At 28.4% G+C, this 17,893-nt stretch carries 17 protein-coding genes and 1 riboswitch; of the genes, 4 read left to right on the top strand and 13 right to left on the bottom strand.

Annotated elements, in window-relative coordinates; genetic code table 4:
* Window positions 1-144 precede the first annotated feature (144 nt).
* Window positions 145-1,332, top strand: a complete 1,188-nt coding sequence (gene tuf / locus FOY43_RS02780; protein ID WP_146309016.1) for an elongation factor Tu — start codon at window positions 145-147, stop codon at window positions 1,330-1,332.
* Between the two features lie 37 nt (window positions 1,333-1,369).
* Here the strand turns inward: tuf and FOY43_RS02785 are convergent, their stop codons facing one another.
* The 10 genes from FOY43_RS02785 to pyrH form a co-directional block, all read right to left on the bottom strand.
* Window positions 1,370-2,386, bottom strand: coding sequence for a hypothetical protein (locus tag FOY43_RS02785; protein WP_146309017.1), 1,017 nt, complete (start codon window positions 2,384-2,386; stop codon window positions 1,370-1,372).
* A gap of 12 nt (window positions 2,387-2,398) precedes the next feature.
* Entirely contained in the window at window positions 2,399-2,875 is a 477-nt protein-coding gene (locus FOY43_RS02790; protein ID WP_146309018.1) for a dihydrofolate reductase, read from the bottom strand.
* A 66-nt stretch (window positions 2,876-2,941) separates the two neighbouring features.
* Window positions 2,942-4,303: a phosphopyruvate hydratase gene (gene eno / locus FOY43_RS02795; protein ID WP_146309019.1), complete on the bottom strand. Its 1,362-nt coding sequence runs from the start codon at window positions 4,301-4,303 to the stop codon at window positions 2,942-2,944.
* Between the two features lie 115 nt (window positions 4,304-4,418).
* Window positions 4,419-4,931: an adenine phosphoribosyltransferase gene (locus tag FOY43_RS02800; RefSeq protein WP_146309020.1), complete on the bottom strand. Its 513-nt coding sequence runs from the start codon at window positions 4,929-4,931 to the stop codon at window positions 4,419-4,421.
* A gap of 13 nt (window positions 4,932-4,944) precedes the next feature.
* Window positions 4,945-6,750 carry a translation initiation factor IF-2 gene (gene infB, locus FOY43_RS02805; protein WP_146309021.1) on the bottom strand — a complete coding sequence of 602 codons (1,806 nt, stop codon included), beginning with the start codon at window positions 6,748-6,750 and terminating at the stop codon, window positions 4,945-4,947.
* Window positions 6,735-7,025 (bottom strand): YlxR family protein, encoded by a 291-nt coding sequence (locus FOY43_RS02810; protein WP_328592693.1) that lies wholly within the window; start codon window positions 7,023-7,025, stop codon window positions 6,735-6,737. The genes infB and FOY43_RS02810 overlap by 16 nt, the downstream gene beginning before the upstream one ends.
* Window positions 7,006-8,685: a transcription termination factor NusA gene (gene nusA / locus FOY43_RS02815; protein WP_146309022.1), complete on the bottom strand. Its 1,680-nt coding sequence runs from the start codon at window positions 8,683-8,685 to the stop codon at window positions 7,006-7,008. Before nusA ends, FOY43_RS02810 begins: the two co-directional genes overlap by 20 nt.
* Before the next feature lie 8 nt (window positions 8,686-8,693).
* Window positions 8,694-9,125 carry a ribosome assembly cofactor RimP gene (locus tag FOY43_RS02820; RefSeq protein ID WP_146309023.1) on the bottom strand — a complete coding sequence of 144 codons (432 nt, stop codon included), beginning with the start codon at window positions 9,123-9,125 and terminating at the stop codon, window positions 8,694-8,696.
* A 138-nt stretch (window positions 9,126-9,263) separates the two neighbouring features.
* Entirely contained in the window at window positions 9,264-9,815 is a 552-nt protein-coding gene (frr, locus tag FOY43_RS02825; protein ID WP_146309024.1) for a ribosome recycling factor, read from the bottom strand.
* Window positions 9,815-10,531 (bottom strand): UMP kinase, encoded by a 717-nt coding sequence (gene pyrH, locus FOY43_RS02830; RefSeq protein WP_146309025.1) that lies wholly within the window; start codon window positions 10,529-10,531, stop codon window positions 9,815-9,817. Before pyrH ends, frr begins: the two co-directional genes overlap by 1 nt.
* A gap of 92 nt (window positions 10,532-10,623) precedes the next feature.
* Window positions 10,624-10,717: riboswitch (TPP riboswitch) on the top strand.
* 26 nt (window positions 10,718-10,743) lie between these two features.
* Here pyrH and cypl point away from each other — a divergent pair.
* Genes cypl through FOY43_RS02845 form a run of 3 tightly spaced genes read left to right on the top strand, consistent with a single transcriptional unit; the run spans window position 10,744 to window position 14,174 of the window.
* On the top strand, window positions 10,744-11,844 hold the full coding sequence (gene cypl, locus FOY43_RS02835) for an ABC transporter thiamine pyrophosphate-binding lipoprotein p37/Cypl (RefSeq protein ID WP_146309026.1): 1,101 nt from the start codon (window positions 10,744-10,746) through the stop codon (window positions 11,842-11,844).
* On the top strand, window positions 11,819-12,559 hold the full coding sequence (locus FOY43_RS02840; RefSeq protein ID WP_162847764.1) for an ATP-binding cassette domain-containing protein: 741 nt from the start codon (window positions 11,819-11,821) through the stop codon (window positions 12,557-12,559). The genes cypl and FOY43_RS02840 overlap by 26 nt, the downstream gene beginning before the upstream one ends.
* Entirely contained in the window at window positions 12,543-14,174 is a 1,632-nt protein-coding gene (locus tag FOY43_RS02845; protein ID WP_146309028.1) for a PhnE/PtxC family ABC transporter permease, read from the top strand. The genes FOY43_RS02840 and FOY43_RS02845 overlap by 17 nt, the downstream gene beginning before the upstream one ends.
* A 61-nt stretch (window positions 14,175-14,235) precedes the next feature.
* Here FOY43_RS02845 and FOY43_RS02850 read toward each other — a convergent pair whose 3' ends face one another.
* From FOY43_RS02850 to lysS, 3 genes are read right to left on the bottom strand one after another with little or no spacing between them, the layout of a single operon-like run.
* A complete protein-coding gene (locus FOY43_RS02850; protein WP_146309029.1) occupies window positions 14,236-15,450 on the bottom strand; it encodes a trigger factor-related chaperone in 1,215 nt (404 codons plus the stop codon).
* 2 nt (window positions 15,451-15,452) lie between these two features.
* The gene (locus FOY43_RS02855; RefSeq protein ID WP_146309030.1) at window positions 15,453-16,340 is read right to left on the bottom strand and encodes an HAD family hydrolase; all 888 of its coding nucleotides are present in this window, start codon (window positions 16,338-16,340) and stop codon (window positions 15,453-15,455) included.
* A complete protein-coding gene (gene lysS, locus FOY43_RS02860) occupies window positions 16,340-17,812 on the bottom strand; it encodes a lysine--tRNA ligase (protein WP_146309031.1) in 1,473 nt (490 codons plus the stop codon). The genes FOY43_RS02855 and lysS overlap by 1 nt, the downstream gene beginning before the upstream one ends.
* Between the last annotated feature and the right edge of the window lie 81 nt (window positions 17,813-17,893).

A 17,893-nucleotide genomic window follows, 5' to 3' on the forward strand; every position in this document is an offset into this window, starting at 1 on the left:
TGCGCTAAATTAAAAGCATATTTATAAAAACTATTTTTTGGTAAAATATATATGCTAATTTATACGGATAGGTTCTAGCTGAAAGACTAGACTTAGGTGGTTTTAGCGCTAAAACATAGTAAATAATAATGAAAGGAAAAGACAATGGCAAAATTAGATTTCGATCGTAGTAAAGAACACGTTAACGTTGGAACAATTGGTCACGTTGACCACGGTAAAACAACTTTAACTGCTGCTATTGCTACAGTTTTATCTAAAAAAGGATTATCAGAAGCTCGTGATTATGCTTCTATCGATAATGCTCCTGAAGAAAGAGCACGTGGTATTACAATTAATACATCACACATCGAATACCAAACAGAAAACCGTCACTACGCTCACGTAGACTGTCCAGGTCACGCTGACTACGTTAAAAACATGATTACAGGGGCTGCACAAATGGATGGTGCTATCTTAGTTGTTGCTGCAACAGATGGACCTATGCCTCAAACACGTGAACACATTCTTTTATCTAAACAAGTTGGGGTACCTCGTATCGTTGTATTCTTAAACAAATGTGATATGTTAGAAGGTGAAGACGAAATGATCGACCTTGTTGAAATGGAAGTTCGTTCAATGCTTTCAGAATATGGATTTGACGGAGATAATGCTCCAGTTATCCGTGGATCAGCTTTCCAAGCACTTCAAGGTGATGCAAAATACGAAAACGCTATTATGGAATTAATGGCTGCAGTTGACTCATACATTGAAACACCTATTAAAGAATTCGACAAACCATTCTTAATGGCTGTAGAAGATGTTTTCACAATTACAGGGCGTGGAACAGTTGCTACAGGACGTGTAGAACGTGGTAGATTAGAATTAAACCAAGAGGTTGAAATCGTTGGATTAAAACCTACTAAAAAAACAGTTGTTACAGGAATCGAAATGTTCCGTAAAAACCTTAAAGAAGCTCAAGCTGGGGACAACGCAGGATTATTACTTCGTGGTGTAAACCGTGAAGACATTGAACGTGGACAAGTTTTAGCAAAACCAGGTTCAATTATTCCTCACACAGAATTTGAAGCTGCTATTTATGTTCTTAAAAAAGAAGAAGGTGGACGTCACACACCATTCTTCAAGAACTATAAACCTCAATTCTACTTCCGTACAACAGACGTTACAGGTGGAGTTGAATTTGAAGCTGGACGTGAAATGGTTATGCCAGGTGAAAACGTTAACTTAAAAGTTAAATTAATCGCTCCTATCGCTGTAGAAGAAGGAACAAAATTCTCTATTCGTGAAGGTGGACGTACAGTTGGTGCTGGTTCAGTAACAAAAATTATTAAATAGTTTAAATACAAAAACACAAGATTTAGTCTTGTGTTTTTTAATTATCTTGCTTCATGTAGTTAGTAATTTCATTTCAATATAAATCTAAATTCACATTACTTTTCGATAAACTTTCTAAAATATAATCTTTAATTTGCTTATCGCTGTTTGATAATGAATTAAAATTTTCATAACCTAGTTGTTTTAATTTTTCTAATTCTGATTGACTACTAAAATAAAAATAAATGTTTTTGTATATTTTTGGTAACAAATAATTTTCTGAACGATTTACATAAAAACTATTCATTACATATTTCTTTATCTGTTCATCACTTTTATCAACATCTTCCAATTCATGTTTTAATCACTCATTCAGCTGAATGTGTAAATTCTCTAAAACTTCTTTACCTATTCTATAATTATCTTCAATACCCCTAATCACTAAATTATTAACTTGTGCTAGCTCTATTAAAGGTAAATAAAATCTTAAATTATCTGAATTTATTCAAAGATTAATTTTTTTACTTTTGTTGTTATTCATTATATTTTTTACATTATCTATTAACTCATCAATGTAAAATATACCTAATTTTTTTACCGATGTTTTGTTTCTAATTTCAATTTCATATGTTTTGAGTTTTTCCGAGCTATCTGAATTTACTCGTTCCAATTCATCCGATTCATTTTTATAAAATATTATTCTTTCATTTTTAAGAAAATTTTCTAATTTCTCAAAATTTATATATTTGCCTAACTCTAAACTCGTTGGATAAAATAAATGTGTTTCTGATTTTGATAGCATAGATAATCTTATACTATTATAAAAGGCTTGTTCACCATCTTGAATAAAGAAAATATTAATATCTGCTGCATCAAGAGAATCTATTGAATCTCAAGAGTTATCATCATTAAATTGGACATATTCATCTATAGAAAAATTATCATTTGCAGCTTTATCAAAATCATAAATAATTCTCCCACCATAATATTTAGTGGCTACTGTTCCACTAGCAATCATTCCGCAAACAACTACAATTGATCCTAATCAAAGCGTACTCTTAACTCACTTTTTCATAATATACCTTCACTAACTACTTTTATTAACTAAATATTTAACATTAAATTCATCATATTCAATTTCTTTGAACATAATAAAGTTTTCAAAAAGATTTAAATTTATTTTAATATCCCCATAATACTCATCTTTAATAAAACTTAAAATAACTTCATCAACAAGGTTTATTGTCTGTAAATAAATTGAAAGACCACCACAAATAAAAATATCTTTTTTACTGTTTTTGTAAGAATTTATGAAACCTATATTAGTTACAATTCTTTCATTTGCTCTTTCTGCTCTAATTGTTAAATCATCAGATAAAATAAATACATTTTTTGCTTTAGGAAGTCCATTTTTTAGTGATAAAAATGTTGTTTTACCTATTAAAACATTTTGGTTCATTATATTACTTTGAAAAAAATTCATCTCAGATTTTATGTTTCAAGGTAGTTTGTTTTTATTTCCGATTACACCATTCTTATCACATGCTAATATAGCTTTAATCACTATGAAATTATAACAAAAGCAAAAATAAAATTGCTTATTTAAAATAAGCAATTTACTTATAAGTAATTATTTTTTAAGGTTATAGAATGTTTCACTACCTAAGAATTTACTTACTGATCCCAATTCTTCTTCAATAGCTAATAAACGGTTGTATTTTGCAATACGATCTGTACGTGATAATGAACCAGTTTTAATTTGACCTGTATTCATAGCAACAGCTACGTCAGCGATTGTTGAATCTTCTGTTTCACCTGAACGGTGTGAAACAACTGCTGTCATATTAGCTTTTTGAGCCATTTGAATAGCTTCAAAAGTTTCAGTAACTGTTCCAATTTGGTTTAATTTAATTAAAATAGCGTTCATTGATTTTTCTTTAATAGCACGTTCTAATATTTTTACGTTTGTAACTGTTAAGTCGTCACCAACAATTTGAACTCTATCTCCATATTGTGCTGTGAATTTCTTAAATCCTTCTCAGTCGCTTTCTGCAAAACCATCTTCAATTGAAATGATTGGGTATTTGTTCACTAATGCACCTAAGTATGAAATCATTTCATCACTTGTGTAACTTAATTTAACATTTCCTAAATTTTCAAAACCAACACGTTTTTCTTCAATGGCTGCTTTTAATTTTTTGAATGTATATGTGTTGTTTTCATATAATTCACTACATGCAGCATCCATTGCGATAGCAACTGCTTTTTCTCCTGAACGAGCTGGTGTATATCCAGCTGCTTTAATAGCTTCAACGATGAAGTCTAAAGCTTCTTCATGTGATCTGAAATTTGGAGCAAATCCACCCTCATCACCAACTTGAACACCATGTCCAGCTTTCTTTAATAATTTAGCTAAATTGTGGAATACCATGTTAGCCATTTGTAAAGCTTCTCTAAATGTTTTAGCCCCAACTGGCATAATCATAAATTCTTGGAAATCTAATGTATTTGATGCGTGCTCACCACCATTAATAACATTTAACATTGGTAAAGGTAATTGGTGAGCATTAAATCCACCTAAATATTTGTATAAAGGTAAATCTAATTCATCTGCTGCAGCTCTAGCAACTGCTAAAGATACACCTAAAATAGCATTAGCTCCGAATTTTGATTTAGTTTCTGTTCCATCTAATTCAATCATTCTGTAGTCGATTAAACGTTGTTCTGTAACTTCCATTCCTAAAAGTTCTGGTGCGATGTCATTGTTAACGTGATCAACAGCTAACATAACTCCTTTACCACCGAATCAATTCGATTCATATTTTGAACCTTTATCTCTTAATTCTAATGCTTCTCTTGAACCTGTTGAAGCTCCTGAAGGAACCATTGCTGAACCGTATCCTCCTAATTCAGTTTCAACTATAACTTGAACAGTAGGATTACCACGTGAATCTAAAACTTCACGAGCATGAATTTTTGTAATTGCTGACATTTTTTTCTCCTTATTTTAATATATTATTAGAAATTATAGCATTATTAAAATGTTGTAATAGGTTTAATTTTTCAAAGATTAAATTTTATGTAAATATTTCACAAAAAAAGTAGGACTAACCTACTTTAATTAATGATTCAATTTTAATATCTTTGTCAAAAATTTCTCTACCATTTAAGTCACACAATTCCATAAGTAGAACGATTTTTTTAACTTTAACACCTTGTGATTCTAAAAGTTTGACAATCGCTTTTGTTGTTCCACCAGTTGCTAATACATCATCAACAATAGCAGCTGTTTGACCAGGTTTAATAAAACCTTTTTGAAGTTCTAATTTATTTGAACCATATTCTAAATCATATTCCATCGAAATAACTTCACCTGGTAATTTATTTGGTTTTCTCACCATTATAAATGGTTTTTTAAGAAATGCAGCTACAGGAGTTCCAAAAAGAAATCCCCTTGCATCTGGCCCTACAATAATGTCACAGTCTTTACATAAATCTGCCATTTGATTAATTGTGTAATTTAATACTTCTCCATTAGCTAACAATGGCGAAATATCTTTGAATAAAATTCCTTTTTTAGGAAAATCAGGCACATTTCTTATAAATTTTTCTAAATTCATTTTTTATCCTTTTTTAATTAACTTGCACATCTTCAAAAAACATAAGAATATCATCTTCTTTAATGTCATTAAAGTTTTTAATGTGACATCCAAAATCTTTACCTTTAACAACTTCTTTAGCGTCATTTAATTCACGTTTCAATGAATCTATACTTCCTTCATGAATTAATTTACCAGTTCTATATACTTTAACTTTTGAATTTGCTCTTACAACACCTTCATCCATCATAGCGCCAGCAATGTTACCGACTTTAGAATAAAAGAAAATTTTGATAATGTGAGCTTCACCAACTTTTCTTTCCTCATAAACAGGTGCCTTTTCGCCTTCTAACATTTTTTCACATGATTCAATAATTTTATAAATAACATCATGTGAAGAAATTGTCACTCCTAAGTTTGCTGCAGATTGTTTTTGAGCAGCAGTTGGCTTATTATTAAATGTGAAGATGGTAGCATTTGAAGCCTGAGCCAATAGTAAATCACTGTTATTTATTGTTCCTGCAGCTCAACTTACTACCTTAATTACGGCTTCATCATTATTTAACCCATCAATTTTATGTTTAATAGCTTCTGCAACACCGTGAACATCGGATTTTATGATAACATTTAACACTTTTTTACCGTCAGAGTCTAGGGTTGCTTGATTTCTTTGATAAAGTTCATTTTGTTTGTCTATAACATTTTTTTCAGCTGCTAGTTTTTTAGCAAATTTTTCATCTGAAAAACCAACAAATTTATCACCTGCCATAGGGATGTAATTTAATCCACTAACAACAACCGGCATACCTGGAGTAGCTTTAGGAATTTCAACTCCATTAGTATCTGTTAAAAGTCTAACTCTTCCATATCTAGAACCCGCAACAATAAAATCTCCTTTAATAAGAGTTCCGTTTTCAATTATCAATGTTGAAACAGCACCGATTCCTTTATCAGTTCTAGATTCGATGACAACGCCAATTGGATATCTATTTGGATTCGCTTTTAAATCTAAAAGTTCAGCTAAAGTATTGATTGCATCAAATAATTCATCTAATCCTTTTCCTTTTAGCGCTGAACCTGTTACCATCATTGTGTCTCCACCGTATTCTTCGATGATAACATCATTCTCCGCTAGTTCACCTTTAATTCTATCTAAGTCTTTATTTGGTTTATCCATTTTATTAACAAAGACAATAATTGGTACATTTACAGCTTTAGCATGTTGAATCGCTTCAATAGTTTGTGGCATAACACCATCATCAGCAGCAACAACCAAAACAACAATATCAGTTATTTTAGCACCTCTTGCTCTCATTGATGTAAACGCTTCATGTCCCGGTGTATCAATAAATGTAATCTTATTTTTCTTATATTCAATTTGATAAGCGCCAGTGTGTTGTGTAATTCCACTTGACTCTGTAGCTACAATATTTGAATTTCTTATCTTGTCAATCAAAGTTGTTTTACCGTGGTCTACGTGTCCCATAACAGTAATTATAGGAGCTCTTTTTTGTAAATCTTTTTCTTTGTCCTTAAATTCAACTTCATCTAAGAAATTACCTGCATCAACACTTGTTTCTTTATTAAAATCAAATCCATATTCTAGACATAATTCAGCAATTTCTTCTTCATCTAAAACATAATTAAGGTTATATACCTTTCCTTTTAAGAAAAATCTTTTAATAATATCATTTGTGTTAATCTTAGTTTTTTCTGCGAAATCACTTATTGACATTTTTCCTGTGAAGATAAAAACACCATCTTTTAATTCAGTTTTAACAACTGACATTTGTTTTTTAACTTCTTCAACATTACTAATTCTATTTAACTTTTTTTCCATAAGACCTCCGTTAATTCGTTATAAATGTTGTTATAAACTTCAAGGTTTACATTTGTTCTAAAAGCTCTATTTAACGCCTTTGTTTTAATGAACTGAGACCATAAATTAGGATCATTTTTTAGATAACAACCCCTACCATTCTTTGTTTTGTTTAGGTCTAATGAAATAATATTTGTTTCTTTTTTATAATCAAATCTTATCAACTGTGAAACATCTAAAATTTCATGGGTAATCACGCATTTGCGTGTGTAATTATTATTTTTCTCACTCATCATCGAAATCACTTAAATCTAAATTTGAGTCAAGACCATAATTAGCCAAGTCAGAATCAACTTTGAAGTCTCTAAGTTCAATTTTTGCTTTTTTGTATTCTTTATCAACTGATTTCTTCTCTTTTTCAGGTTTTTCTGAACTAGCATCATCTTCAAAATCTTCATCAAATTCACTTATCTCATTATCATCAAAGATTTTGTCAAAATCAATGTCATTTAAAAAATCATATTCATCACTGTTTTTTGATTGTTTTTCTAATTCTAAAACATTATCTTCACTAAAGAAATCATCAAGATTCAATTTTTCTGATTTCTTAACTTTAGGTTTCTCGTTCTTAGTAGGATTTTCACTTTGATTTTTTTCAATGGCTGAAGTTTGTTGCTCCATGAATTCTGAAACGTCTTGTGCAAACTCATTAATATCGAAATTAAATCCTGAGAAGAAGTTGTTACTTTTTGTTGGTTTTCTACCTTTTGGTTTTTTAATTAATGGTTTGTCATATTCTTTAGATTCTTTGAATGGAATTTCCTTTTCAAGCGCTTCTTCAGTAGTGATTGCCTCTAAATTAACACCCGTTAAGTTTTTAGCTAGTTCAATATTAGAACCTTTTTTACCAATTGCGACAAGAATGTTTTCTTTATTAAGAATTACAAAAGCTGAGTCGTTATCAGGAGTTTTGAATACTACATCAACAACTTTAGCCGGAGACATCGCATTTATAATAAATTGTCTAAGATCATCAGAAAATGGAATAACATCTAATTTTTCGCCTTCTAATTTTTCACTAATTGATAAAATTCTTGAACCATTAACACCGATTATCGAAGCTGCTGCATCAATATTTTCATCATGAATTGATTTAACTGCTATTTTTGATCTCTCACCTGGTTGTCTAACAACCCTAACAATTTCAACTGAACCATCAGATATTTCAGGAATATCATTTTTTAATAAATCTTCAACTGCTTTAGGAGAATCTGTTGAAACTAAACATTGACTTAATTTACTTTCTTCATGAACTTCTTCGAGATAAACATCAATAATTGAACCTGGTTTCATCTGTAAGCGTCTATTTACTTTATTACTTGGTAAGAAAGCAGTAACATTGTCTTCAAAAATCATATTGTATGAGCCATTATTATTTTTAGAAAGAACTCTGGCTTTTAACCTTTGTCCAATCAAATTAGAATATTTGTTAAATACTTTTTGTTTTTGGTTCATCTTTAATCTTTGGATGAATCCATTTCTAATTACAGTTTTAATTTTTTCACTAAGTAGATTAAAATCAATTGTATATTTGACTACGTCACCCACTTCGCAATTTGGATGCAATTTTGATGCTTCAGAAATTGTTATAAAAGAAATTCTTTCCGGATCATTTTCTGATTCAAATTCAAAATTATCTTCAACAACTTCCATGTTATTGTTAAAAATAATTACTTTTTCTTCATCATTATCTAATTCGAAAATAATTTCGGCTTCTGGGTCTATATCTCTATTGATAGCTTTTGTTGTTTCTTGTGAAAAAATTTCACAAACCTCTTCTTTTGTAAGATTGTTACTTAAAGCATAACCCTTAATAACTTTGTATCAGTCCTTTTTGATTAATTCACTTTTGTTAATAAATGAATCGTTTGCGTCATTTGTTTTTTTAACAGCCATAACTACTCCTAAAATTTAATGTATTTTTCAATATTATTAATGTCATTTTTCATTAATTTAATTTTTCTAAACTGTCCATGATCATTTCACTTTAATAAAATTTCGCTAGGACTAAATTCTAATAATTCGCCAATATATATATCATGTTTACTTACACTTTTATTTAATTTAACTTTGATGAATGTGCCTATTTTATCCATTAATTCATCAAATTCATATTCTAATTTCTCACCTTTAGACATAACGGTTAGTGCATATTCATCTTTGAATCAAGTTACAGATTCAAGATATTCATTTAATAAGGCCGTTCACTTATTAACTTGATTTAAATCATTAGCATCAACAGTTACTTCAAGAACTTGTTGACCAAATTCACTAATTAGTTTTGCATCAATTATCGCCTCACCAAAATGATTTTTCAACTCTTCTTTATAATTCAATTTCTCCTCCAAAAATAACAAAAGTTGCATAAATGCAACTCGTAAATCCTGAATGCTTTTAAATTATAGCATAATCAAATGATTATAATTAATAAATTAAAAAAATCACCTAGTGTTTATTCACAACACTAAATGACATTATTTATTCATTAATTCATTTTCCTTGTCTTTTACAATTGCGGAAATTTCATTGATGTATTTGTCTACTTCTTTTTGAACAATTTCTAAAATTCTCTTTTGTTCATCTTCAGAAATGCTTTCATCAGATTTGACTAATTTATTAACATCTTGTCTAGCATTTCTTACTCCAACTTTTGCTTGTTCAGAGTGTTTTGGTAATGCTTTTGTTAATTCTTTTCTTCTTTCTGTTGTTAATGCTGGAAAGGTAATTCTGACTTGATTCCCTTCATCAACAGGAGTAATTCCTAAATTAGCATTATTAATTGCTTTTAAAATATCTTTAACAGATGATTGATCATAAGGTTTGATTAATAATTGTTGTGGTTCAGGAACTGAAATGTTTGCTAATTCATCTAATGAAGTTGGTGTACCGTAGTAATCTACCTTTACTCATTTAACTAGTTGAGGATTAGCTCTACCAGTTGAAATTTTAGATAATTCAAATTTAAGATGATGAATTGACTTATCAGCAGCTTCCTTGATTTGTAATAAATATAATTCTATGTCCATTATTTTACCACCTCTGTGTGAGTTATTTCTCCTTTGAGCGCTCTAACAATTGCATCAGGCTCAGCAATATTAAAAATAATAAGAGAAATATTGTTATCTCTAGCCATACTTGTGGCTGTTAAATCCATAACTTGAAGTTTTCTTTCAAGAATTTCATCATAAGTAATTTTATCAAAACGTTTTGCATCAGGGTTTATTTTTGGATCGCTATCATAAACACCTTCAACTTTATTTTTTCCCATTAAAATAACTTCGGCTCCAACTTCTGAAGCATACAATGTTGCAGCTGTATCCGTTGTGAAATAAGGTCTACCAGTACCTCCAACAAAAATTACAACTTCGCCATCTTTTAAGTATTTTAGCGCTTTCTCATTAACATAATTTTCCGCTACTTTAGCATCAATATTAATTGAACTTTGAACTCTAGAAGGCAATCCATGTTGTTCAAAACCACTTCTTAGAGCAAGTCCATTCATGATTGTTGCTAACATTCCGATGTAGTCAGCGCGGTTTCTAGGTATACCATTTTTTGCAGCCGAAGCTCCTCTTCAGAAGTTTCCACCACCTATAACAACGGAAACTTCGACCCCCATATCAACAATTTGTTTTAATTGTCTAGCAATATTCGCAACTAATTCATAGTCAATTGCTAAATGTTTTTCTTTATTAACTAATCCTTCTCCAGAAAGTTTAACTAATATTCTTTTATATTTCATATAACCACATCCTTATAATTTGCTTATAACTTAATATATGTATGTATTGATTATAAATTATTTTAAAGGTTTTCAAATTATTATTTTATAATTTATCTAGACAGGGGTATTCACTTATGTGGATTGAGAAACACTCTTAGAGCTGATCTAGGTAATGCTAGCGTAGCGAGTTCGTTTTTTAAATTCCTCCCTGTCAGAGAGGAATTTTTTATATGTTTTTAAGAAAAAAGATTACATTAACTTTATTTTCAGTAGCAAGCATTTTATCACTATTGAGTTTATCATCTTCGTGTGATAAAAAAATAAACAATACTGAAGTTATGAATATTTCATTGATTTCTCCTTGAATGGAAGATGAAGATAAACCTGAAAAAATAAGATTCGAATTAGAAAATAAATTGCAGGAAATTATTGGTGAAAAAATAAAAATTAAAGTAACATACGCTTCAGATGATTACTTAGTTAATTTGCAAAATATTAGCAAAGGAGTCATCGATTTGGCTTTTGTTTCACATTCAAGTTATGAAAATTATATTAACCAAGATACAACAAAAGCTAATAAAATTAAACCAATAATACAAACACTTACTAAATCTTTTAAGTATGATAATGAAAAATTTAGTTATGTTGATGGAACAGAAAATGACAAAATAATAACTAGCGCTAAACTTCAAAGCGACTTGTTTAACCAAAAAAAATACAGCCAATGAAATTACTCATGAAATGGTTCAATTTATGAGCATTTTTATGATGACAAATTAGTAGATTTTCAACGTGGTATAATTTGAATTTCAGGAACTGATGAAGTTAGAAATGAAATTGTAAACGCTTGAAATAATAAGGATTGAAACAAATTTAGAAGTTTCGGAATTGTGCATGGAAGTGCTGATTCAGGAAGTAAATATTTACTTCCAGAAAGACTTCTAAAACAACACTTTAACCTTGAAAACAATTCTTTTGTATCATTAGCTTATGAAATAACGAATTATTCAAATTATTTTTTGAACGGTAAAACAAAGGATATGCTAAAAAATAATTCATTCCATATTTGTTTTGATAATGAAGGTTCATATTCATGAACAAAAAACACCATTGATAACATTTCTAAGTACACACCTATGGAAAATGAAAAAATGGAAATTTTAGCATTAACAGATCCATTGCAATACAATATTGCTGTGGTAAATAGCAAAAAAGTGAACGAAGAAATTCAAAAAATAATTACTGATGCTTTTGTACAATTATATTCTTCAGGTAGTGACAATTGAGGTCCTACAGTTGGTTTTTATGGATACACAAAATACGAACAATAATATAGAACTTAAAAACGTTTCTGTTTATGACAAAAATAAATTGTTATTGTCTAAAATTAATCTCGAATTAAATCAAGGTGAATTAATAGGAATAATTGGTAAAAGTGGAGCAGGCAAAACTACAATTTTAAATACTATAATTTCCTTCAATAACATTAAAACAGGGAAAATATGTTTTAATAATAAAATTATTTCGACAAGAAAAGATAAAAAAAAATTCAGAAAAAACATTTCTTATATTTCACAATTCCCTAATTTAATTAATGATTTAAGTGTTTTAGATAATTTAAACAGATTATGCGAATTTAAAAAAAGTTGATTTAGTAGAATGTTTTGAAATCCTAAGGATAAAGAAAACGAAAAAATTATAAAAATTCTAGAAAATTTAGGACTAGAAGGTAAATTATTTGAAAAAACCGAAAAACTTTCTGGTGGTGAAAAACAAAGATTGATAGTTGCTATAGAAATTTACAATGATAAAAGCATAATTTTTGCTGATGAACCAACTTCGAATCTTGACCCATTCAATGCAAATTTAATTATCAAACAATTTAAAAAAATGAGCAAAAACAAAATTGTTGTTATCAACATTCATGACTTGAATCTAGCAACCAAATATTGTGATAAATTGATTTGCCTAGAAAATGGAGAAATAAAAAATATAATCGAAAAGAAATATTTTAACAAAGGAAATTTAAATGAATTTTTTGACTAAAATCAAGAACTTTTTTTCATGAGAAAGTGGTAGTAATAGAAAAATCAAATCTTGAGTTAAATGATTTGTAATATTTTTGTTAATATTGTTTTTTATTTATTGTTTACTAGACTTAAATCCTTTTCATATTTATTCTGATAATTTAACTGATTTACAAAAGACACTTTATAAGTTTTTTCTTCTTAATACTGTTGATGAAAAAAATTTTGCTAATTCTAATTTATGACAGATAAATTGAATTTATTTTTCTAAGACTATTCAATATGTTGTTTTAGGAAATTTTTTAGGATTTATCTTTGCTATTTTTACATCATTTTATTCAACAAGAAAATTTCATAAGAACAAATTTTTTATTATATTTGTTAGAACCCTAATTTTAGTTTTAAGAATCTTACCAGTTTTTGTCTTTATCTCCTTAATTAGTAATTCATTTAATGGGATTTTAGGCGCAACTCTTATAATATTTTGATTTACCTGAATATGATTAAGTTCATATTTGACAAACCTTTTTGAAAACACCTCTGATGTTGAATATTGACAAATGATTTACTCAGGCAAGAGTAAACTTAATTCATTTTACAAAAATATAATTTTAAGAAACAGACCAAAAATAATTTTGATGTATTTTCTTTCACTCGAGTCAAACATTAGGTGAACAACCGTATTGGGAGCTGTAGGAATTTCTGGTATAGGTTTTTTATTTGAATTGTATCAATCAAGACATGAGTTTCTCTCTGTGACTATTTTATATATGTTTATTTTGATTCTTTCTCTTGAAATGATAATGTTATTGTTTAATAAGTTTCTATTTAATAATTTTAAATTAAATACAAATTCAAATATTATTAATAATATTAATTATCGTAAACTACAGATTGCTTTGTTTATTTTATTAACCGTGACTTTCATATTATCAGTTAATATTATTAGAGAATTTGAATTTAAATCCATAAACTTTAATAATTTTTTTAGAACTTTATATAGGTTCTTAAATCCTGATTTTAGTGATTTTAATAAATTGGAATTAAATGGATGATTTTGGACATTAAAAATAATTAAACAATCTTATGTATGCTTGGTAATTTCAATATTTTTTAGTCTTATTTATTCTATTTTTATGTCTGAAAAAATAAATAATTGATTTGTTTCATATATATTAAAAACTATCCTTTCTTTTTTTAGGATGTTACCTTCAATTTTCATATTTTATCTGTTAAATATATTTTTAGATAGTATTGGTGCAATGACCTGAACGCTTGCTTTTGCGTCTTTTAGAGGTTTAACTAAGTATGTTTCTGAAAGTATAAATTCAATAGATATAAAATACTTTGAATACTATAAAATAATGAAAAAAAATAAATTTTATATTTACAGAAAATTGATTTTGCCTTACATAAAGAAAGATTTAATAAGTTACATTCAATTAGAATTTGAAAATATATGTAGAGATAGTTTATTTTATGGTGCTTTCACTGGTTGAGGATTAGGTAATTTATATATTATTTATGATAAAAAAGATAATATTGAAAAAATATCAGCTATTTTGATACCTATAACTCTTTTATTTGTTCTCTTTGAATTAATCTCGATATATTTTAGAAAAACTCGAAGATAATTAAGTCACTTAAGTGACTTTTTAATTTATAAAAAATCACGAAATTAATCGTGATAATCTATTATTTTTTACCATAATTGTACTTTTCATACAATTCAGGATTATTTATTTGTAAGTAGTGTTTTGCCACTTTTCTATCAATCAATACTTCAGCAATTTTTTGAGGATTTATATTCATATTTTGTCTGTCATTTTCTGTTGTCATAGACATTAGGGTTTTGTATTCTTTTTCAATTTCACCGTCTTCAAGAGTTATTTTTAATGATCTTGGTAATCATGAACGAATAAAATTCATTTTAAATGCTTTTAAAGTTTGATTTTTGAATTGATCGTAATGTTCATTTTTAATTTCTTCAATTTCTTTTTCACTCATTTGTGTATTATTAAATTTGAATTGAGATATAAAATCTTGAATTCTTCTATGAATCTCTGAATCAATTAACTCTTTAGGCTCATCTTTTGAAATATCAATTTGTTTTTCAAACTCTTGATAGATAGAAAGTGCATAATTGTGTAATTCTTTATTAAACAATTGTTCCACAACAGTTGAAACAATGAATTTTTTAGCATCATCTCTATTTTTTATTTCAGGTACTCCAATAAGTGATGCATTGTCATCATTAATAGGCATATTTTGAGTTTGTCTTACTCTCAAAACATCAACTCCATATTCTCTATTATCGATTGTAATCTCAACGTGTGACCCAACTTTAGCACCTTCAAGAGCTGCATCTAATTCTTTAAGTAAAGGATCTTTATCTTCATCTGAATTATAAATATATTCACTATTTGATGATAAGTTTGATTGTCTATCTAAAATTTTTACTAAAACTAAATCGTTTTTTTCAAGAATTTTATCATTCTTATCAATTTTAAATGCATAAGAATTCATAAATGAATCAATAAATGGTTGAATTTGAGGAGTTTCTTCTAGTTTGTCATTAATTTTATATTCAGGATGTACATTTGAATTATTAAATCTTTCTAATTCATCAATGTAAAAGAAATGTAATTCAGCAGTACATTCTTCAATTTTTGAAATCACATTTTTGACAATTGGTGAGAAGTAAATTCTACTATAGTCGGTTGAAAATTCTCTAAAACATTCACCAATTTGCTTTGAAATGAAATTTGATGTTGCAATGCCTAAGATGTCATTTTGATTAAAATCTTTTCTACCTGAACTTTGCAAATAATCTGTGGCATTTTTTTGTTCAGCTAGTCAATCATTAATATTTGCATCAATTCTTTTAACTAAAACTTTTTTATTTTCCATTTTTACTCCACTTCAACTGGCACACCATTTCAAATTAAATAATTAATAGCTTCGCCAATTGCATCATCTTCATGATCACCGATAACAAAATCTGCAGCTTGTTTTGCATCTTTTGTAGCATTACCCATAGCAATACCAATTCCACATTTAGTTAACATTTCCGTGTCATTACCACTATCACCAAATGCAATAACATCTTCTATTTTTAGATTTAATTGCTGACAAAGGTACAGTAAACCTTGAAATTTTGAAATTCCTTTTTTGTTAACATCAGTATAAACTGAGTTTGTTAAAACAACTTGATATTTATCACCAAGAATTTTTTGCATTTCCTTTGTATTTTTCTCTGCTTTATTTCTTGGACTTCTTATTGCAACTTGAGTAATTGATGCATTCTCTTCTTCTAAAGCAACTCTAACTTGTTCTTCTGTAAATCTATTTAAAATTGCAAGATCCATAGTTTCATTTTCAAGTCATGATGGTAATTCACTACCATCATTTGAAAAAATAATTGTTCCATTAAAGGCATCTGTATCTACAGAAAAAATCAATTCCTCTTCTTTAGCTTTTTGAAGCATTGCCTCAAATGCATCCATACCAATTGAACCTAAAATTGTAGTTTCATTTTTTTCAAGATCGAAAGTTAAAGCACCATTTGAACAAACTAAATAATCGATATATTTTAAGACTCCGTTATTAATTAAAGGGATAACTTTCAATAAACCCCTTCCGGTTGCAATTACGTTTGTCGAACCAAATCTTTTAGCTTCCATTAACATTTTCTCAGTTTCTGGGTGAAGAGTATTATCTTTTCTTAAAATTGTTCCATCTAGATCGAAAGCTAAAACTTTATTTGCTAATCCTTTTTTCTTTCTTCTAACAACCGGCATTAATTTTCAACCTTTCTTTTAAGTGTTGGGAATAAAAGAACATCTCTAATTGAAGTTTTTTCAGTAAATAACATACATAATCTATCAATACCAATTCCGCAACCACCAGCAGGAGGCATTCCATATTCTAAAGCTTCAATAAAGTCATAATCAATATCACTTGCTTCATCATTTCCTTTATTTTTCTCTTCAAGTTGAAGTTCAAATCTTCCAAGTTGATCAATAGGATCATGAAGCTCAGTATACATATTTGCATATTCTTTTGTGTTGATGAATAATTCAGCTCTTTCAGTAAATCTCGGATCTTTACCTTTAGCTGTTAAAGGTGAGATTTCTATTGGATGTCCATACACAAAAGTTGGTTGAATTAATGTTTCTTCAATTAAAACTTCAAAAAGCTCATTAATAATGTGACCAATTGTGAAGTATTTTTCAACTTTAACTTTGTGTTTTTTAGCCACTTCAACCGCTTCTTCAAAACTAATTTCCCTGAAATTGTAACCTGTTGCTTTTGAAACTGCATCAACCATATCGATTCTATTGAATGGTTTAGTTAAATCAATTTCAACATCTCCATTCATAACTTTTTCTTTTCCAAGTTTTTTTGCAATTTGCTTGAACAATGCTTCTGTACGTTCCATCATTCCATCTAAGTTTGAATATGCTTCGTAAAACTCAATACTTGTAAATTCAGGATTATGAGTTGTATCAATTCCTTCATTTCTGAAAATTCTTCCAATTTCGTAAACACGATCTCAACCACCAACAAGTAATTTCTTAAGAGGTACTTCTGTTGCGATTCTTAAAACAAAATCTTGTGTTAAAGCGTTATGGAATGTTTTGAATGGTCTTGCTGATGCCCCGGAAATATAGTGATGTAAAATAGGTGTTTCAACTTCAATATATTCTAAATTATCGAAATATCTTCTGATTTCACTGATAATTCTACTTCTTGTTAAAAGTGCTGTTCTACTGTCATGATTCATGATCATGTCAACATATCTTCTTCTGTATCTTTCTTCAACGTCGGTTAATCCATGGAATTTTTCTGGAAGTGGTCTAAGTGATTTGGTTAATAATTTTAAGTCACTTGTTCTGACTGAAACTTCACCAGTGTGAGTTTTCATAACAGTTCCTTCAATATAAACAATATCACCTAAATCAAGTGCGTTAACTAATTTTGCTAATTCTACATGTTCTTTTTTGTTAAAGTAAGCTTGAATTCTACCGTGATAATCTTGAAGTACAATGAATGGACCTCTCATTGTCATAATTCTTCCGGCTATAGCGGTAAAAATATTTTGAGATTCTAATTCTTCTTTAGATATATCTTCATATTTTTTAGCTAATTGATCACTGTATTCAATATCTTTTAAGCCATAAGCTAATTTAAAAGCTTCAATATTGTTATCTTTATAAAAATCTAATTTTTTTCTTCTGATCAATTCTTGTTCAGTGTATTTAAAACTCATATTTTTCCTTTCAAATAATAAGTATATTAATTATATATATTTATTTTGTTTTTTAATACCCTAGTTTAAGTAAAATATGTA

It is taken from the genome of Mycoplasma anserisalpingitidis, from assembly GCF_007858495.1.
GTDB lineage: Bacteria > Bacillota_I > Bacilli_A > Mycoplasmatales > Metamycoplasmataceae > Mycoplasmopsis > Mycoplasmopsis anserisalpingitidis_A.